This is a genomic window from Halorubrum sp. 2020YC2 (assembly GCF_018623055.1).
Classification (GTDB): Archaea; Halobacteriota; Halobacteria; order Halobacteriales; family Haloferacaceae; genus Halorubrum.
On the sequence record NZ_CP076019.1, the window covers coordinates 2,813,632 to 2,832,249 of the forward strand.

Here is an 18,618-nt window from a genome sequence, read left to right on the forward strand (position 1 = left end):
ATGAGCCCGTCCCGGCGCCGGCTTTCGACGCTCGTCCGCGCGTGGACCGACGCGGTCGCGTACGCCGTGTTCCACGCGGTCGCCGTCGTGTTCACCGCGGTCGCGCTCGGAATCGCGACCGGCGGCGGCTTCGTCCGGGGAAAGGTGCTCGCGTTCGTCGCCGGGCTGGTGGTGATCGGATACGCGACGGTCCGGCTGTGGCCCACCTCGGTCGAGGACCTCGACGGGCCGACGATAAGCGCGCGCGGGACCCGCTTCGAGGGAGTCGTCCGGTCGCTCCCGCCGGTCCGCTGGATCCGGCTCCCGCGGCCGCCGAACCGCGTACGAGTCGCGACCAAGCTGTTCCTCGCCGGGATCGGCGCCCTCGCGGCGTCGTTATTCATGGAGGTCGGTCTCGGCGTCGCGTGAGACCGGGCTCGAAAAGAGTTATCTCTCTGCCCTGATCAGACGTAGACGACATGGCCCCCGAGACGGACCCGTTCGTTCAGAACCGCGAGCGGCTCGGCGACGAGCACATTCAGGCGTGGGAACAGACAATCGAGGAGACGAAGCTCCTCGCCGACGAGCGCCGCGAAGACGGCTGGGAGACGACGACCGTCATGGCGCCGCACACCGACACGGTGAGCAGGGACATGAACGCCCACGACCGGTTCGGGCTGATGCACGTGCTCCCGAACAACTACGCCGACGACTTCCGGGAGGCGTTCGACGACGAGGCGTTCACCGAGTACCTCGTGTACGGCAGCGCCATCGAGGGAGTGATGTACGTCGCCATCGAACTGATCGATCCCGAGGCGGAGCGGTCGATCCTGGTCCCCTGTAAGTACGACATGACGATGGCGGAGGGGATGACCAAGTCGGCACTCGACGAGGGCGCGCTCTACAGCTACTTCAAGCTGATCTCGGGCGAGATTCTCGGCCGGTTCCGGTACGAGGAGTTCGAGCCCCTCGTCACGCCGCCGGACGGGGCGGCGGCATCCGGCGCGGCGGGTCCGACCGACACCTGACCGCTCACCGTTCGCCCGTCGAGACCACGGTGCCGACGCCCTTGCTCGACCCCTCGCGGAAGACGAACCGCTGTCCCTCCTCGATCAGGTACGGTCGGAACTTGAACCGAACGCGCGCCCGGCCCGTGTCGCCCGGGAGCAGTCGCCCGTTCTCCGGGAAGAACGCGGCCGCCTCGGACAGGGTTTCGAGGTGGACCACCGGCTCGTACCCCTCCTGAATCCGGGTCGGGTGGTTCAACACCATCACCTCGGCGTCGAACTCGCGGACCGGCTCCGGTTCGCTCCCGCGGGGAACCAGCGCCATCCCGCGCTGGATCTCCGACTCGTCGACGCCTTTCAGCGCGATGCCGACGATCCGGCCCGCGGTCGCCTTATCAACCCGGTGGTAGTGCATCTCAATCGACCGCACCTCCACCTCGCGGAAGGAGCCGTCTGGCATGGGCCCGAGCAGGAGTTCGTCGCCGCTCTCGACGGTCCCCGAGTTCACCGTCCCGGAGGCAACGGCGCCCACGCCCGTCACCTTGTAGCTGCGGTCGACGTACAGCCGGAACGTCTCGCGGTCGGGCGTCGCGCGCTTCGGGAGGCGCTCGAACAGGCGGTCGAGCGTCTCGATCCCCTCTTTCGTCACCGCGCTGGTTCGCAGCAGGGGGACGACCCCGTCGCCGACCTCCGCGACCGCGGTGTCGACCCCGTGGCGGTCGATGAGGAGCGGCGTCTGGCCAGCGTCCCGGAGCATCGACTCGACCTCGCGCTCGACGTCGGCGAGCCGGTCGTCGCTCACGGCGTCCGCCTTCGTGATCGCGACGACGGTCGGGAGCTCGGTGGCGAGGAGGATCCCGAGGTGCTCGCGGGTCGTCTTCGTCGGGCCGTCGTCGGCGGCGACGACGAGGAGTCCGTAGTCGAGCTTCTGGCCGACCAGCCCGCGGATCGTCGTCCGGAGCCACGGCTCGTGGCCGACGGTGTCGACGAATGAGACGAGCCGGTCCGCCTCCTCGACGACCCCGGCGCGGTCGGCCTTGCGGTGGGGGTTGTCCATGCGGACCGGCTCGTCGGCGTCGTCGACGAAGCCGTACACCGCGTACGAGAGGTCCGCCGAGAGGCCGCGCTCGACCTCGTGCGGTTGGACGTCGAGGAAGCCGCGCGTGCCGCCCTGCCCGTCGTCGGCGCGTCCGGTGACGAGCGTGCCGACGAGCGTTGACTTCCCGTGGTCGACGTGGCCGGCGGTGCCGACGACGAGGTGGTCCTCGTCGGCCTCGAAAACGCCACCGTCCCGCAGCGTCGCGAGCCCGACGAGCCCCGCGTCGTCGGCGTCGCCGCCGGAGCCGGCGCTCCACGTCTCGACGTCGGCGATGTGGGCGTCCGCCTCGTCGGCTAAAAGCGACAGCACGTCCATCGTCTCCGAGAAGGCCTCGGGGTCGACGCCGGCGAGCCCCCCGTCGTCGGTGACACCGAGGACGTAGGTCGCCTCGCCGTCGCCGGAGAGGACGCGGTGGCGGAGCTGCGCCACGAGCGACTCCATGCGCCCGTCGGCCAGGTGGACCTCGCGCGTCAGTCGCTCCTTGAACTCGATGGCGCCGCCGTCCCGCTCGCCGCGCTCGATGGCCCGCCGGAGGGCGGACCTATCAGCGCTCATGTCCGCTCGTAGGCGACAGCCGGGCTTAACGGTTTTCGTGCTATGAGTCCCCACGTCACGTGATCGGTGCCGAGCGCTCCGGCAGGCTATTTAACCGGTTGCCGCGGACAACGACCGTATGGACACCTCGGTCCCCAGCGTCGCCGAACGCCGCGTCCACGTGGTCCCGCTCGGCTACGAGCGCGACCGGATCGTCGAACCCCTCCGCCGCCACGGCGCCGACGTCGCGTACCTGCTCGTCGACGCCCCCGACCGCGACGGGGCCCGCGGCGACGTGGACTTCGAGGCGGCGAGCGCCTCGGACCCCGGTTACACCCGGGTCGAACCCGATGAACTCACCGACTACCAGCGCGACGCGTGGACGGCCATCGCGGAGTTCGCCGCGGTCCGTCCGATCCCCGTCTCGCTCGCGGACGTGTACGACGTGCTCGGTGTGACGACGACCGTCGCGGCCCGCCACCAGTCCGGTGCGGAGGACGGCGACCGGCTCTTCGGGAACGTCTCGACGGGGCCGCGGATCGCCGCGGTCGGCGTCGCGATGGCCTGTATGATCGTCGGCGCGCGGCCCTACAGCGTCGAGCCGGAGCGCCACCGCCACGACCCGCGCGAGGAGCCGCTCACCGAGGGCGTCCAGCGCACCGTCGACCTCCCGATCTACCCGATGGACGCCCCGACGACCGACCAAGTCGCGGTGCTCGGTCGGCTCCACGAGCGCGCCGAGGGGAACCTGACCACGGACAAGTGGAACCTGATCGAGTGGGCGCGCGAGCGCGACCTCACGTTCCTCCGCGAGGCGGGCGAGAGCCGGACGGCGAAGTACCGCGCCCTAGAGACGCACGTGCTCTCGCCGCTGCGCGAGCGCGGCTACGTCGAACTGGAGGACATCGGGCGCTCCGACACCGTCCGGATCACGGAGACCGGTCGCCGCGTCTTCTTCGCGTTCAAACACAAGATAGACGAGTCGTGACCGGTCGGCACGCACGCCGCGACTCGTCCGACCGGCCCACATTGTTCGGTCTGTCCGTACTATCGACGGCTAACGTAGAATTATCCCCCGCACCTCGATTGAGATGCGTGACGCCTGCCGGGCGGTCGGGGCGCCCTCCCTGCCCTCCGCTCCGCCTGTCCGCTATCAGCCGCCGGCTCCCTCCCGCGGCGGTCGGCCCCCGCTGACGCCGCCCGGCCCGCCCGGCGGACCGTCACGGCCGACGGGTCTCCCGTCGGTGTTTCTCCGACTTACTCCTCGGTCAGGTCGACGTACGTCCGCCGGACGGTCACCGGCGTCACGTCGGCCACGTCGGCGGCCTCCTGCTGGGTGTACTCCGCGTCCAGTTCGCGGGCCGCGGTGTAGAGGCAGGCGGCGGCGACGCCGACCGGGTTGCGGCCGTTGGCGATCCCCTCCTCGACGGCGCGCTCGGCCAGCTCTCCCGCGCGGCGCTCGACGGCGGGGTCGCAGCCGAGGTCGCTGGCGAACCGCGGGAGGTACTCCGCCGGGCCGCTCGGCGCGATCGGGAGGCCGAGTTCGCGGTTCATCGCGTCGAAGGCGGCCTGATGCTCGTCTTCCGTCGCCTTCGCCTCGGCGCACACCTCCCCGACGGTGCGGGCGACGTCGGCGGTCCGGCAGGCGACGTAGACGCAGGCGGCCGCGAAGCCCTCCAGCGAGCGCCCGCGCAGCAGGCTCTCGTCCTGCGCGGAGTCGAACAGCGCGCAGGCGGCGTCGCGCACGCTGTCCGGCAGCCCCATGACGCCGGTGAGCCGCCGGATCTCGGTGTAGGCGTACACCTTGTTGCGGTCGCGCTTCGTCGAGATCTGCGCGCGGTTGTGCTGGGTCCGCATCCGGGCGAGCCGCCGGCGCTTGCGGCCCTTCACCTTCGTCGACCGCCCGATCTCCGTCGAGAGGCCGCGGTCGTGGCGGGAGCGCGTCAGCGGCGCGCCGGTGCGTTTGGGGTCCGTGTCGTCGTCGTCGAACGACCGCCACTCCGGCCCGTGGTCGATCCGATCGGCCTCGACGACCAGCCCGCAGTCGGCACAGACGCGCTCCGCGCTCTCGACGCGCGTGCGACCGCCGCACTCCGGGCAGGTCTCGTGGTCGCCGGTCTCTTCGGTCGTTTCGGTCTCGTCATCTGCCGGGACCTGCTCCGCGGCCGCGGCGCGGTCGGCGGTCGCGACGTCGTCGGTCTCGGTGCGGGGCGTGCGGGTTCGAGTCGAGCGTGCCTCACTCATCACACGTCGAACTCCGGCCCGATGCCTTACTTAAACCCGGGCGAATCGGGGGTCGATCGCACCGATCGCGGCGCTCGAACCGACCGGTTATCGGTCGGTGGTTCGGCGGCTCACCCCGACGCAGTACGGTGGTTTTAACCCTCCGCCCGAGCCATCGACTCGCATGACGCTGTCGGAGATCGCGGCCGGGGTCGAGGTGACGTCCCGCCAGCGCGATCGGGGGGTCGCCCTCGCGGACGACACGGAGACGCCGCTCGTCGACCGCCTGTCTGAGCACGCCGAGTCGCTCCCGTGTACGCCAGAGGCGACCGCCACGCTCGTCGACGCCTACACAGCCGGCCGGAGCGTCGGAGACGCGGCCCGCGAGGCGGGCGTCTCACCGATGACGGCCGCGAAGACGCTCCACCGGTGCGGCGTCGCGGGCGTCTGTCCGGTCTCCCCGACCGGCCGCGACGTCGTCCGGGACTGGCTCGCGGGCCGGACCGCCCGCAGCGACGCCGTCGAACTCGCCGGCGGCGACGAGGCGGACTTCGCGCTGGCGACCTACGTCGAGACGCACGACCCGATCGACGCGGTCGCGGAGGCGGTCGACGCGCAGGTCGCGGGGTCGGCCCCGCTCGGTGACGGACTCGGCGCCGACGACCCCCTCGGCGACGCGCTCGGCTCCACCGACGGGCTCCGCTGAGGGTCGCCCGCTTCAGGGTGTGAACCGGTCGATCAGTCCTTTCTCCGGGAACTCCACGCCGAGAGACGCGTCGAACGCGGTCTCGTAGGCGGCCGCCATCGCCCGCGCGTACGCGCCGTCCTCGCCCGCCGCGGTCGGCGCGGCCCCCACCGCGGGGTCCGTCGCCGGCACGCGGACGACGCCGGCGTCGCCGTCGTCGGGGTCGTCGTCGCCTCCGTCGCCGCCGGAACCGGGGCGCTCGACCGCGAGCGTCGCGTCGAGGCTCCCGCCGACATCGGCGATCCGCCCGCGGAGTCGCTGGGCGGCATCGCGCCCGTGGGCCGTCGCCGGCCTGACCGCGACCGCGCGGTCGACGCTCGTCGCGGCCGCGACCGCCTCGTTCGAGCCGACCGGCGCGGCGTCGACGACCACCGCGTCGTACGTCGTCGCCGCCTCGTCGATCCGCCGCTCCAACTTCCGGGCGGCCTCCGCGGTCTTCGCCCGCGCGACGCGCTCGAACGGCGACCTCGCGGGTATCGCGTCGACGCGTCCCGAGAGGTCCGGCGCGTCGCCCTCGCTCCCGTCGCCTCTGCTCCCGGCGGTGCCGGATCCGGACCACTCGGCGTCCCCGCCGGTCCCGGCGAGAGGGTACGCCGCCGCCGACAGCGCCGCGTCCGGGTCGTCCGTGAGGAGCGCGGTGAGGTCCGGATCGATCCGGCCGGCCACGTACTCTGAAAGGCCCTGGGTCGTGAACGCGGCGTCGACGACCGCGACGTCGTCGCCGTCGCGCGCGCCCATCGCCGCCAGTTCGACCGCGGTCCGCGTCGTTCCCGCGCCCCCGGTCGCCCCGACGAGCGCGAGCGTCGTCGCCTGCATGTCTCGGTCTCGCCGGAGCCGATTGTTAAAAAGAGCGAAGCCGAGCGGCGGCGCGGTCGCGGCTCCGTCGCGTCTCCTACCTGTCGATCGCGGCCGCGACCTCGTCCGCGACGTCGTCGAGTTCGTCGTCCGAGAGGTCGGGCCGCTCGCCTGCCACCGCGTGGATCGGCGCGCCGCCGTCCCCCTCGAACCGCGGCACCACGTGGGCGTGGACGTGCGGGACCTCCTGGCCGGCCGCCTCGCCGTCGTTGACGCCGACGTTCGCGCCGTCGGCGTCGACCGCGTCCTGGATCTTCGGCGTCAGCGACGCGACCGCGTCGAACAGGTCGCCCGCGAGGGCGGCGTCGAGGTCACCGACGTGCTGCGCGTGCGACTTGGGGATCACGAGCGTGTGCCCGCGAGCGAGGGGGTTCGCGTCCAGGAACGCCAGCACCGAGTCGGTCTCGTACACCGTTCGCGCCGGGATGTCGCCGGCGACGATCGAACAGAAGACGCAGTCGTCGGACATACGCGACCGATCGCTCGGGCGTCCCATCAAGGTTTCCCGGGGGCGGCGGGTGCCACGCCGAGGTTCCCGGGGGCGACGGCCCTCGCGCGGTCTTCCGGCTCCGGACCGCCAACGGACATATATCCGCCGCGCCGAAACGGGCGGGCATGGACGACCGGTTCGAACGGCTCATCCGCCAGAAGCTCCGGAAGGCGGGCAGGCAGTTCGAGGAGGCTAGACGCGCCTACGCCGAGGGGCGCGACGACCCCGAGGGGGACGCGGCCGCCGCGGCGCGGTTCGACCTCCCGACCGACGGGGACGGCCGCGCGCGGATCGTCTGCCGCCGCCACGCGGAGCGCCGGAGCGTGCCCGTCGACGGCGAGGGGCGCCCCGCCTGCTTCGAGTCGGGCCACCCCGACTGCGAGGGCTGTGCGGAGGACGTCCGCGACGGCGTCGTCGAGACGTGGTGACCTCCGAGGCGGTCGAACTCTCCCCGCGGTAGCGCGCCGACGCCACCCGAACAGGTTTGTGCTCCGCGGTTCTCGTGGGCCGCATGAACCGGCTTCGGGTCGTCGTCGCCCTCCTCGCCGTCGTCGGGGCGGGTCTCGTTCTCTCCGGATTCTTCGCCGGGGCGGCCGATGAGCCGGCCGTCGACGACGTCGACGACGACCACCTCATCGCGGTCGACGGCGACTACCGGCTCTGGCCGTACACGAGCCGAAGCAGGACCGTCGACGGGCGGACGCTCGCGATCAACGTCGCCTTCCGCGCCGACGCCGAGGCGACGCGGGCCGCCATCGAGGGCGACCCGGCCGCGGACTGGCAGGAGACCGACCCCGACGAGGCCGCGGCGACGGCCGGCGACGACCAAGTCCGGGAGTTCGTCGGTCGCGACTGGCGGGACGCGCACAGCTCGCTCCGCTACTCGTACGTCGAGGGGCCGAACGGCGGCGCGTGGCTGACCGAGACGTTCGAGCTCCACGACGGGGCGTACCTCGGCGTCCGCGACCACCTCCGCGCCTACGAGTCGCCCGACGGCGCCTACACCGCGGTGCAGGCCCACGAGGAGTACTACGACTGGTTCCGGCTCCGCCACACCGTCCCCGACATCGACGCGCCCGCGACGCGGTTGGAAGACGAGTTCGTCGAGTCCGACCGCGCGACCGACGTCCGCCGCGAGTACCGCGGCATCGACGGCGGCCGCAGCGACGGCTGGCTCTCCGTGATCGAACTGGCGACGGCGGCGGCGCTCGCCGGAGCGCTGCTCCGGCGGCGCACCCGCGAGGCGGCCGTCGACCTCGTCCGCAGGCTCCGCGCCGACGCGAGCCGACACGCCGCGGCCGCGACGCTGGGCGTCGCGCTCGGCGCCGTCCCCCTCGGCGTCCGCTTCGCGGGCGTGACGCTGGAGACGGCGCTGCCGGGCGTGCCCCCGAAGGCCATCGCGGCGCCGCTGTACCTCGTCCTCGCCGTCGGGCTGCCCGCGCTGGTCGTCCGGCGCGCCCCGCGGTCGGACCCGGCGGCCGTCTCGGTGAGCGTCGTCGTCGGTCTCGGCGCCGGCTTCCTCGCTGACTTCGCCGCGCTCGGGGCGGCGGTTCCCCCCGACCTCATCGTCCACCGGATGGCGCTCCTCGCCGCGCTCGGCCTCGTCGCCGTCGGGCGGGCGGCCGCCGACCGCCCGGTCGCGGTCGCCGGCCTCGCGGCGTGGGCCGTCGGACTGGCGCTCCCGCTGGCGGACGTGATCTGAGTGGTCGGCCGCGGCGACGCGCCGTCTCACCCCGGGGACAGCACAGAAGAGATATACCGTCCGGCTGAAAACAAGGCGAAACGAACGGATGACGCGACCGATCAGTCGACGGACGGCGCTCGCCGGTCTCGGCCTCGCGGCCGGCAGCGCCGGCTGTCTCGGTCGAGCGGAGAACATCGCCGGACGGGACCCCCACACGCAGCTGACCCTCGAGATCAACGCCCTCCCCGCAGACGCCGACCCGAACGGGATCCGCATCGCGAGACAGCTCGAAGAGCACCTGACCGCGGTCGGCATCGACGTCCAACTCAACACCGTCGGACAGACGGACCTCTGGCGGAAGGTCCTCATCAACCAGAACTTCGACGTCTACGTCGGCCAGTTCGTGGAGACGGAGCCGTTCGACCCCGACGCCCTGTACGGCCTGACCCACTCGAAGTTCGTCGCTGAGTCCGGGTGGCAGAACCCCTTCGGGCTCACGGAGATTGCGGTCGACGACCTCCTCGACCGACAGCGTCGGGCCGCCGGCGCCGAGCGCTCCGACGCCGTCGACGCGTTACAGGAGACGGTGTGCGAGCTTCAGCCCTTCTCCGTCGTCGCGTTCCCCGACGCGCTCACCGCCGTCCGGAAGAGCCGCTTCGAGGGGTGGACAGAGGACCGCCAGCCGCTCTCGGTCACCGGGCTGCTCGAACTCGACGGCGTCGCCTCCGACGGCGGGTCGGGGAGCGGCGCCCCGGGAGGCGACGGCTCCGGAACCGACGGGTCGGTGGACGACAACGAGACTGACGGGAACGACTCGACGGACGGCGACGATTCGGCGTACGACAACGAGACGGACGGGAACGACTCGACGGACGGCGACGATTCGGCGGACGGCACTGGGTCGACGGACGGCAACGTGACCAGCGGGGACGCGGGCGCCGACGGCGCGGACGTCCTCCGGATCGTGACGACCGACGGCCGGATCACCGAGAACTGGAACCCGATCGCCGCGGAGTATCGGAAGCACGGCACGTTTACGGGGCTGCTGTACGACCCGCTCGTCCGTGCGGACGGCGACTCCGCCGTTCCGTGGCTGGCGGCCGGCTGGGAGCGGGTCGACGACGAGACGCTCGACGTCTCGCTCCGCGACGCCCGGTGGCACGACGGCGAACCCGTGACGGCGGCCGACGTCGCGTTCACCTACGAGTTCCTCCGAGACACGTCGCTGGGGAGCGTCGAGACGGCGGTGCCGGCCCCGCGGTTCCGCGGGCGTAGCTCCCTCGTCGAGGACGAGCGGGCCCTCGACGACGCGACGGTCCGGCTCACCGTGCCCGCCGTCAACGAGACGGTCGCCCTCCGGGCGCTTCAGGTGCCGATCCTCCCGGAACACGTCTGGTCGGACCGGACCGACCCGGCGACGATCGCCGGCTTCGAGTTCGACTTCGAGACGACCGAGGCGATCGTCTCGAACAACCCCGAGCCGGTCGGCAGCGGGCCGCTGCGCTTCGTCGAGGCGACCGCGGGGGAGTCGGTCGTCCTCGAACGCAACCCCGACCACTTCCTCGTTCGCTCGGCACCGGCGGGCGACGCGGACGCGTCCGACGAGACGGCGGCCCCCCGAGCGGGGATCCCGTCTCGGTACCACGGGAAGCCGGCGTTCGACCGGCTCCAGGTGGACGTGTTGCCCTCGGACATCTCCGCCGTGGAGTCGGTCGCCGAGGGGCTCGCGGACGCGACCGCCTCGAACCTCGGCCCGGCGGCGGTCCCGCGGATCGGCCGCTCGACCGACGCCCGACTCGTGAGCGGTCGGTCGGCGGCGTTCTACCACGTCGGGTACAACGCCCGGCGGAGCCCGCTGTCGAACCCCCGGTTCCGGACGGTGATCGCGCGGCTGATCGACAAGTCCGCGGTCGTCGACGACGCCTTCGAGGGATACGCGCAGGCGGCCGCCTCCCCGCTCGCGGCGTCGCCGGAGGCGGTCCCCGACTCGCTGGCGTGGACCGACGGCACCGACCCCGTCCACCCGTTCTTCGACGACGGGGGGGAACTCGACGTCGGGGGCGCCCGCGCGGCGCTGCGGGATATCGGGTATCGCTACGACGACGAGGGACGGCTGCTCGCCCGGGGGCAATGACGCCGCTCCTGTCCGTCCTCACGTCGGTCGTGGGGTGGGTCACGGTGATGCTGATCGCCGCGAGCGTCGGGATCATCGGTCCCGCCCGGCTCCGCGAGACGTGGAGCGAACTCAGCGGCCGGCTCTGGGACGCCCGTCGGGTCGTCGCGGTCCTCTGCGTGGTGCTGATCGCCAGCGCCCTCGGTCGGTCGTGGCTACTGGACGTCTCTCGGCTGTTCGGGCTTCAGGCGACGGCGTTCATCTACGGGCTGGAGGGCGGGTTCGTCGCGTGGATTCAGGCGACGTTCGCCACGCCGGAACTGACCGCGTACTTCTCGTGGGTGTACGTGTACGGCTACGCGTTCCTGCTCTCGTTCCCCGTGATCGCGTACCTCGCGTTACCTCGCACCGTGACGCTCAGGCGCGTCCTCGTCGCGTACGCGCTCAACTACGCGATCGGGCTGGCCCTGTACACGCTGGTGTTCGCCCACGGGCCGCGCAACGTGATGCCCGACATGGTGACGCCGCTACTGTTCGCGACCCGGCCCGACGTGATGGCGCTGACGAGCGAGGTGAACGTGAACTCGAACGTCTTCCCGTCGCTCCACACCTCGCTTTCGGTCACCGTGGGGACGTTCGCGGTGCTGACCCGGGAGGCGTACCCGCGGTGGACGCTCGTCGCGGTCCCGCTCTCGCTTTCGGTCGTCGTCGCGACGATGTACCTCGGGATCCACTGGCTCACCGACGTCGTCGCCGGGTTCGCGCTCGCGTTCGGCTGCGTCGCGCTCGCGTACCGGCTCGTGGACGCCCACGGCGACGCCGTCGGAGCGAGCGACGACGCGGAGGGAGAGCGTCCCGGGTCCGGTGCCGGCGCGGACGACTAACTCGCGGGGCCTCCGGTCGGCGCCGCGTCCGGACCGGGCTAGACGCCCTCGACGAGCCGTTCGAGCTGCTCCGGCGGGACCGCGCCCCGAGCGGCGTGGCCCTCGTACGCGAACGTCGGGACGCCGGTGACGCCCTGTCGCCGCGCGGCGTCGAACATGTCGGTCACGCGCTCGCGGAGGTCGTCGTCACCCAGCGCCTCGTCGACGACCGCCGGGTCGAGCCCGTCGATCTCCGTCGCGATATCGGCCAGCACGTCGCGGTCACCGATGTCGCGTCCCTCCAGCCAGAGCGCGTCGAAGACGGCCTCGTCGAACGCGAGCCACGCGTCGGGCGCGGTCTCGCGCACCCGGACCGAAACGATCTGCGCGGGCAGCGAGTCGACCTCGGTCGCGAGTTCGAGGCTCATCTCGTCGGCGCCGTACTCCTCCTGGAGCCGGCGCACGTTCTCGCGAGCCTGCTCGTAGTACTCCTCGTCTTTCCCGGTGTCGGCGTCGTGGTCGATTTCGCCGTCCGGCCCGCGCTGGCCCGCGCGGAGGTCGAACGGGTGCCAGTCGATGTCGAGCGGCTCCTCGCGCGTCTCCTGATAGTTCGCGAGCGACCGCCGTCCGAGGAAGCAGAACGGACAGACGTAATCGGAGTAGACGGTGATCGCCTCGGGCTCGTCGGCGCCGGCCGCGGTGTCGGAGTCGGTTGCCATACCCTCGCCTACGCCGCGGAGCCGAAAAGGTCGTTCGACGACGGAAGCCGGCGGCCGGGGCCGGCGAGGCCGTCGCCGCGAGCGCCCCAGACCACGACCGATTAATACTACCACGTTGTACCACCGGGTATGCCCGAGTACGACCCGGTCGACCCGCCCGTCGCGCTGACGATCGCCGGCAGCGACAGCGGCGGCGGGGCCGGAATTCAGGCCGACCTGACCGCGATGACCGCACACGGCGTCTTCGGGACGGCGGTCGTGACGGCGACGACCGCCCAGAACACGCGGGGCGTCGAGGACGTGACCCCCGTCCCGGTGGACCACGTCGCGAGCCAGTACGCGGCGGTCGCCGGCAACTTCGACGTCGGCGCGGTCAAGACGGGGATGCTGGCGACCGCCGAGATCGTCGACGCGGTGACCGAGGCGGTCGCGGACGCGGACGCCCCGCTCGTCGTCGACCCGGTGATGGTCGCGGCCACCGGCGACCGGCTGCTCTCGCCCGCCGCCGAGGAGGCCTACGAGGACCTGATCGCGGCCGCGACGCTCGTCACGCCGAACGCCGACGAGGCCGCGGTGTTGACCGGCGAGCCGGTCGAGACCCCGGCCGACGCCGAGGCGGCCGGACGGGCGCTCGTCGCGCTCGGCGCGGACGCGGCGCTGGTGAAGGGCGGCCACCTCGACGGCGAGTCCGTCGAGGGAGACGTCGTCGTCGACACGCTCGTTCGGTCCGACGGGGCGGGCGGGGGTGAGACAGGGCTGACTGTCGACCGCTTCGAGACCCCGCGCATCGACACCGACGCGACCCACGGCTCCGGCTGCGCGTTGTCGAGCGCGATCGCGGCGCGGCTGGCGAGAGGAGAGTCGGTTCGTGAAGCGGTCGGCGTCGCGGTCGAGGAGATGACCGAGGCAGTCCGGCGCGGTTACGACGTGGGCGTGGGCCCGGGCGCGGTCAACCCGACGGCGCTGGGCGGGGAGTAAGCCGTCGAATCGGGTTGAAGTTTATAAATGATTGATCTCGGATCGGCGGTGAGCAGTTCCAAAACCCCAGTCGCGAGGACGCCGTACGCTCGCTGCGCTCCTCACTCGGTCGCTCACTTCGTTCGCTCCCGCGTTCCGGTGCTTACGTCGTCATCAGAACGCGAAGCGTTCTGATTGGCTCACGAGAGCTTTGCTCTCGTGAACGCCTACGTCGTCCTCGCGACTGCCCCTTTGAGCCCCGCCCCGCACAGCACCGCACAGCGCCTCACACCTCCCCAGCCTCGCCGCTCGCTCCCTTCGGTCGCTCGCGGCGTCCCTCGCGCGTGCGACTCGCGCCCTGCGGGCGCTCGTCGGCACGCGCCACCGCATTGTCATTTATAAGTGATCGTTGCTATCATGCTCTCCTCATAAGTACGCCAACGGGATCATTAGCGCGACGCCGAGCGCGACGCCGCCGGCAAGGACCCGCTTGCCGCCGTGCGGGAGGTCGGCGCCCGTTTCGAGCGCCTCGGGGACGAACTCCGAGACGACGAGGTAGATCATCGCGCCCGCCGCGAAGCCGAAGCCGTACGGGAGGAACTCGCGGGCGTACCGCACGAACGCGAACGCGATCACGGCGCCGATCGGCTGCGGGAGGCTGGAGAAGATCGACCACCACACCATCTTCCACTTCGAGACGCCCATCGCGCGGAGGGGGATCGAGATGGCGGTCCCCTCGGGGACGTTGTGGATCGAGATGGCGACGGTCATGAACACGGCCAAGAGCGGGACCGTGAAGCCGAACAGCGCGGTCCCGCCCTCCAGCCCGAGGTCCGCGAAGGAGACGCCGACGGCGATCCCCTCGGGGAAGCTGTGGACCGTTAACACGCCGAGGATCAGGAGCAGCTTCTTGAAGTCCGCCTCCTCGTACTCCCGGGGGTCGATCTCGGCGTCGGTCAGCACCTCGTGCGCGAGGACGACCAGGACGACGCCCGCGAGCATCCCGGCCCCGATCTCGACCGGCGTCCCCTCCGCGAGCCCCTCCTGAATCAGCCCGAACAGCGACGCGGAGACCATGATCCCGGACGCGAACCCCCACAGCGCCACGTTCCCGCGGTCGCTGATCGTCTCGAAGAAGAAGAACGGGAGCGCGCCGATCCCCGTCGCCAGCGCCGTGATCAGGCCGGCGACGAAGACGAACGCGTAGGCGTCGAGGGCGACCATCTGCGTGGCGACACTACGCCGGTCTGAGTGATAACTCCGGCGAGCGCATCCACGGGCTGAGAACCCCGTCCCGGCCGCGCCGTCGGCCAGTTCACCCGAGCGTCCGAGCGAGGCCCGCGACGAACGCGAGGAGGACCAGCGCGACGAGGAGCAACAGCGCGGCGAGTTTCGCTCCCGGCGGGGAGCGACGCACGCAGGGCCGCCCGTCGCGCTCCGAGAGACGCCCCCGCGGTCGGCTCGGCGGAGGCACGTTCACGCCCCGCGTCCGGACCCCGACGGACCCGGCGGGCGAGAGACCCCGACCGCGTTGAGGCCGTTCGCATCGGGCGCGGCCGAGCCTTCCCCGGTCGCGCTCCCGGTCGATGCCGACCCGTTCGTCACCGGTTCCGTCGGGTCACCCGGGGGGTCCGACCGGTCTCGCGCCGGATCGGTCGGCGTCGAGTGGTTGCCGTCCGTCTCCGCGTCGCCCGTGGGTGCGGAGTGGTTGCCGTCCGTCTCCGCGTCGCCCGTGGGTGCGGAGTGGTTGCCGTCCGTCTCCGCGTCGCCCGTGGGCGGTTCCGAGCGGTTCTCATCCGCTTCCGTATCGTCCGTGGGTGGCACCGGGCCGTTCCCGTCTGTCGACGGTACGGAAGCGTTCCCGTCTGTCTCCGTGCCGTTCGCCGCGGGTGCGGTCCCGTTCTCCTCCCCGGCGGCCGTCCCGTTCTCGACGGGGGCGGTCGCCACGGCGAACCCGCCCCCGCTCGACTCGTCGATCTGGGCCAGTTCGTGGGGCGTCTCGAACGTCGTCGCCACGTCGGCCGTCGACGTGAAGAGGGCGAGCGTAACCCCCCCGGAGAACGCGACTCCCCACACCAACACGGTGAGCGCGAGGAGCGCGACGACTCCGCGGTCCGCGGTCATCGGCCCCCCTCCCCGACGCCGTCGGGCTTCGCGGGCGGCGTCGTCGGCGCCGGGAGACCCCGCTCCGGCTCCTCGACCGCCGCGCTGCGCTCGGCCGATCCCTCGTCGGAATCTCTCCGCTCAGCGGTCTCTCCCGGATCGTCGGTCTCTTTCGACTCTCCGTCGCTCTCGGTCAGCTCTCCGTCCGATTCCGGCGCCCCTCCGTCGACGGCGGCTCGCGCCGGCGCCCCGGATGCGTCCCGGTCGACGGGCGGCTCCGCGGCCGGTTCGCTTCGGTCGAGGACCCCGCTCGCCGGAATCCACGCCGCGAGCGCGCCGAGCCGCCTCGCGACTCGCAGCGGCGCGCCGCCCGACGCTCCGCCGCCCGCGGACCCGCAGGGTTTTAGCCGCGCACGGCGGGAGTACGGACATATGGCAACGGGGATCGTCGGGGAGTTCCTCGATCTTAAGGCGGAGACGGACGCGGACGTCCTTGCGATGCAGTGCGGCGACTTCTACGAGTTCTTCGCGGACGACGCCGAGCTAGTGGCCGACGAGCTCGACCTCTCTATCTCACAGAAGTCCTCCCACGGCTCGTCGTACCCGATGGCGGGCGTGCCGCTCTCGGAGCTGACGCCGTACGTGAACGCCTTGGTCGAGCGCGGCTACCGGGTCGCGGTCGCGGACCAGTACGAGACCGAGGGGGGCGACCACGCCCGCGAGATCGTCCGCGTCGTCACGCCCGGCACCGTCCTCGAAACGAGCGACGACGACGCGCGCTACCTCGCGGCGGTGGTCCGCGAGGAGGGCGGGTCCGGCGGGGCCGGGGCGACCGGCGGAACCGGAGACGCCGACGGCCCCTACGGGCTCGCCTTCGCCGACGTGACCACGGGGCGGTTCCTCGCGACGACGGTCGACGACGGGGGCGACCTGCGCGCCGAACTGTACCGCTTCGACCCTGCGGAGGTGCTCCCCGGCCCGCGGGTGCGCAACGACGACCGCCTGCTCGGTGCGGTCCGCGAGGACCTCTCCGGGCGCGTCACCGCCTTCGACGCGGAGGCGTTCGCGACGGGGCGCGCGAAACACGCCGTCCGCGAGCAGTTCGGCCGCGAGACGACCGACAGCGTCGGGCTGGACTCGGCGCCGGCGGTCCGGGCCGCGGGCGCGGTCCTCTCGTACGTCGAGGAGACCGGCGCGGGCGTGCTGGCCTCGATGACCCGCCTGACGGCGTACGGCGCCGACGGCCGGGTCGACGTGGACGCGACGACGCAGCGCAACCTCGAGATAACCGAGACGATGCGGGGCGACGCCGACGGCTCGCTTTTCGACACCGTCGACCACACCGTCACCGCCGCCGGCGGCCGGCTGCTCCGCGAGTGGCTCACCCGCCCGCGGCGCGACCGCGAGACGCTCGCGGCCCGCCTCGACGCGGTCGAGGCGCTGGCGTCGGCGGCGCTCGCGCGCGACCGGATCCGCGAGGTCCTCGGTGACGCCTACGACCTCGAACGCCTCGCGGCGCGGACGACGAGCGGGAGCGCGGGCGCGCGCGAACTGCTCTCGGTCCGCGACACGCTCGCGCTGCTCCCGGACCTCGCGGACGCGGTCGACGGCACGGCCCTCGCGGACTCGCCCGCGGCGGCCGTCCTCGACCGGGTCGACCGCGAGCGGGCGGCCGGACTCCGGGAGGAACTTGCGGACGCGCTCGCGGAGGACCCGCCGAAGGCGAAGACGGGCGGCGGGCTGTTGAACGAGGGGTACGACGAGGAACTCGACGAGCTGATCGAGCGCCACGAGGCGGCCAAGTCGTGGCTCGACGGGCTGGCGGAGCGCGAGAAGCGGAAGCACGGGCTCAGCCACGTCACCGTCGACCGCAACAAGACGGACGGCTACTACATCCAGGTCGGGAAGTCGGTGGCGGATCAGGTGCCCGAGCACTACCGCGAGATCAAGACGCTGAAGAACTCGAAGCGGTTCGTCACCGACGAGTTGGCGGAGAAGGAGCGGGAGGTCCTCCGACTCGAGGAGGCCCGCGGTGACTTGGAGTACGAGCTGTTCGAGGCGCTCCGCGAGCGCGTGGCCGAGCGCGCGGAACTGCTCCAGGACGCCGGGCGGGCGGTCGCGGAGCTCGACGCGCTCGCCTCGCTCGCGACCCACGCGGCCCGGCGAGACTGGACGCGCCCGGAGCTGACCGGGGAGCGCCGGCTCGACGTCGAGGCCGGGCGCCACCCCGTCGTCGAGGGGACGACCGACTTCGTCCCGAACGACCTGCGGCTCGACGCGGAGCGCGGCTTCCTCATCGTCACCGGCCCGAACATGAGCGGGAAGTCGACGTACATGCGGCAGGCCGCGCTGATCCAGCTGCTCGCGCAGGCCGGCTCGTTCGTCCCCGCCCGCGCGGCCGAGGTGGGGCTCGTCGACGGCATCTACACCCGGGTCGGCGCGCTCGACGAGCTCGCGCAGGGCCGGTCGACGTTCATGGTCGAGATGCAGGAGCTGTCGAACATCCTCCACTCCGCGACCGAGGACTCCCTGGTCATCCTCGACGAGGTCGGTCGCGGCACCGCCACCTACGACGGCATCTCCATCGCGTGGGCGGCGACCGAGTACCTCCACAACGAGGTCCGCGCGCGCACCCTCTTCGCCACCCACTACCACGAGCTGACGACGCTCGCGGACCACCTCCCGCGCGTCGAGAACGTCCACGTCGCCGTCGACGAGCGCGACGGCGAGGTGACGTTCCTCCGCACCGTCCGCGACGGCCCGACGAACCGGTCGTACGGCGTCCACGTCGCGGACCTCGCGGGCGTCCCCGACCCCGTCGTCTCCCGCGCGGACGAGGTCCTCGACCGGCTCCGCGAGGAGAAGGCCATCGAGGCCCGCGGCTCGCGGAGCGGGGGGACCGGCGGCGAGGGCCCCGGCGGCGAGGGCTCCGGCGGCACCCAGCAGGTCGTCTTCGACCTCTCGTCTGGGTCGTTCTCGGAGGGCGACGGCGCCGACGAGGGGACGGCGGCGAACGCTCCGGCCTCGGAGGCGGGTCGAAACGGAGCGGCCGCCCGGTCGACGTCGGCCGCCTCCGCTGAGCCCGCGGAGGACGCGGCGGCCGGCCGACTCGACCCCGAGACCCGGGCCGTGATCGAGGAGCTGAGCGACGTCGACGTCGCGGAGACCCCGCCGGTGGAGTTGCTCTCGCGGGTTCAGGAGTGGCAAGAGCGGCTGGACTGACTGCGTCTGACGTAAGAACTAATGT

At 72.3% G+C, this 18,618-nt stretch carries 17 protein-coding genes; 10 read left to right on the forward strand and 7 right to left on the reverse strand.

Annotated elements, in window-relative coordinates; all coding sequences use genetic code 11:
- A complete protein-coding gene (locus tag KI388_RS14020) occupies positions 1-408 on the forward strand; it encodes a hypothetical protein (protein ID WP_215087195.1) in 408 nt (135 codons plus the stop codon).
- A 50-nt stretch (positions 409-458) separates the two neighbouring features.
- Positions 459-1,007, forward strand: a complete 549-nt coding sequence (locus KI388_RS14025) for a hypothetical protein (RefSeq protein WP_215087196.1) — start codon at positions 459-461, stop codon at positions 1,005-1,007.
- Positions 1,008-1,011: 4 nt separating this feature from the next.
- On the opposite strand, the gene KI388_RS14030 is transcribed toward KI388_RS14025, so the two are convergent.
- The gene (locus tag KI388_RS14030) at positions 1,012-2,640 is read right to left on the reverse strand and encodes a GTP-binding protein (protein ID WP_215087197.1); all 1,629 of its coding nucleotides are present in this window, start codon (positions 2,638-2,640) and stop codon (positions 1,012-1,014) included.
- A 118-nt stretch (positions 2,641-2,758) separates the two neighbouring features.
- On the opposite strand from KI388_RS14030, the gene KI388_RS14035 reads away from it, so the two are divergent.
- The gene (locus tag KI388_RS14035) at positions 2,759-3,607 is read left to right on the forward strand and encodes a DUF6293 family protein (RefSeq protein WP_215087198.1); all 849 of its coding nucleotides are present in this window, start codon (positions 2,759-2,761) and stop codon (positions 3,605-3,607) included.
- A gap of 269 nt (positions 3,608-3,876) precedes the next feature.
- Here KI388_RS14035 and KI388_RS14040 read toward each other — a convergent pair whose 3' ends face one another.
- Positions 3,877-4,863 (reverse strand): transcription initiation factor IIB family protein, encoded by a 987-nt coding sequence (locus tag KI388_RS14040; RefSeq protein WP_215087199.1) that lies wholly within the window; start codon positions 4,861-4,863, stop codon positions 3,877-3,879.
- Positions 4,864-5,026: 163 nt separating this feature from the next.
- Between KI388_RS14040 and KI388_RS14045 the strand changes: the two genes are divergently transcribed.
- Complete coding sequence (locus KI388_RS14045) at positions 5,027-5,548, forward strand: hypothetical protein (protein WP_215087200.1); 522 nt, start codon at positions 5,027-5,029, stop codon at positions 5,546-5,548.
- 12 nt (positions 5,549-5,560) lie between these two features.
- On the opposite strand, the gene KI388_RS14050 is transcribed toward KI388_RS14045, so the two are convergent.
- Both KI388_RS14050 and KI388_RS14055 read right to left on the reverse strand, forming a co-directional pair.
- Positions 5,561-6,403 carry a ParA family protein gene (locus KI388_RS14050; protein ID WP_215087201.1) on the reverse strand — a complete coding sequence of 281 codons (843 nt, stop codon included), beginning with the start codon at positions 6,401-6,403 and terminating at the stop codon, positions 5,561-5,563.
- Between the two features lie 76 nt (positions 6,404-6,479).
- Positions 6,480-6,911, reverse strand: coding sequence for an HIT family protein (locus KI388_RS14055; protein ID WP_215087202.1), 432 nt, complete (start codon positions 6,909-6,911; stop codon positions 6,480-6,482).
- Positions 6,912-7,057: 146 nt separating this feature from the next.
- Between KI388_RS14055 and KI388_RS14060 the strand changes: the two genes are divergently transcribed.
- The 4 genes from KI388_RS14060 to KI388_RS14075 all read left to right on the forward strand — a co-directional run bounded on the left by KI388_RS14060 (position 7,058) and on the right by KI388_RS14075 (position 11,613).
- Entirely contained in the window at positions 7,058-7,360 is a 303-nt protein-coding gene (locus KI388_RS14060; protein ID WP_215087203.1) for a hypothetical protein, read from the forward strand.
- Positions 7,361-7,443: 83 nt separating this feature from the next.
- Entirely contained in the window at positions 7,444-8,634 is a 1,191-nt protein-coding gene (locus KI388_RS14065) for a hypothetical protein (RefSeq protein ID WP_215087204.1), read from the forward strand.
- A gap of 88 nt (positions 8,635-8,722) precedes the next feature.
- Positions 8,723-10,750 carry an ABC transporter substrate-binding protein gene (locus tag KI388_RS14070; RefSeq protein WP_215087205.1) on the forward strand — a complete coding sequence of 676 codons (2,028 nt, stop codon included), beginning with the start codon at positions 8,723-8,725 and terminating at the stop codon, positions 10,748-10,750.
- Complete coding sequence (locus KI388_RS14075; RefSeq protein WP_215087206.1) at positions 10,747-11,613, forward strand: phosphatase PAP2 family protein; 867 nt, start codon at positions 10,747-10,749, stop codon at positions 11,611-11,613. The genes KI388_RS14070 and KI388_RS14075 overlap by 4 nt, the downstream gene beginning before the upstream one ends.
- 38 nt (positions 11,614-11,651) lie before the next feature.
- Here the strand turns inward: KI388_RS14075 and KI388_RS14080 are convergent, their stop codons facing one another.
- The gene (locus KI388_RS14080; RefSeq protein WP_215087207.1) at positions 11,652-12,311 is read right to left on the reverse strand and encodes a DsbA family oxidoreductase; all 660 of its coding nucleotides are present in this window, start codon (positions 12,309-12,311) and stop codon (positions 11,652-11,654) included.
- A gap of 129 nt (positions 12,312-12,440) precedes the next feature.
- On the opposite strand from KI388_RS14080, the gene thiD reads away from it, so the two are divergent.
- Positions 12,441-13,289 (forward strand): bifunctional hydroxymethylpyrimidine kinase/phosphomethylpyrimidine kinase, encoded by an 849-nt coding sequence (gene thiD, locus KI388_RS14085; protein ID WP_215087208.1) that lies wholly within the window; start codon positions 12,441-12,443, stop codon positions 13,287-13,289.
- Positions 13,290-13,694: 405 nt separating this feature from the next.
- Here thiD and KI388_RS14090 read toward each other — a convergent pair whose 3' ends face one another.
- Together KI388_RS14090 and KI388_RS14095 are read right to left on the reverse strand one after the other, a co-directional pair.
- Entirely contained in the window at positions 13,695-14,492 is a 798-nt protein-coding gene (locus KI388_RS14090; RefSeq protein WP_215087209.1) for a ZIP family metal transporter, read from the reverse strand.
- 252 nt (positions 14,493-14,744) lie between these two features.
- Positions 14,745-15,392 carry a hypothetical protein gene (locus KI388_RS14095; protein ID WP_215087210.1) on the reverse strand — a complete coding sequence of 216 codons (648 nt, stop codon included), beginning with the start codon at positions 15,390-15,392 and terminating at the stop codon, positions 14,745-14,747.
- Positions 15,393-15,803: 411 nt separating this feature from the next.
- On the opposite strand from KI388_RS14095, the gene mutS reads away from it, so the two are divergent.
- Positions 15,804-18,593 (forward strand): DNA mismatch repair protein MutS, encoded by a 2,790-nt coding sequence (gene mutS, locus KI388_RS14100; RefSeq protein WP_215087211.1) that lies wholly within the window; start codon positions 15,804-15,806, stop codon positions 18,591-18,593.
- The last annotated feature ends 25 nt before the right edge of the window (positions 18,594-18,618 follow it).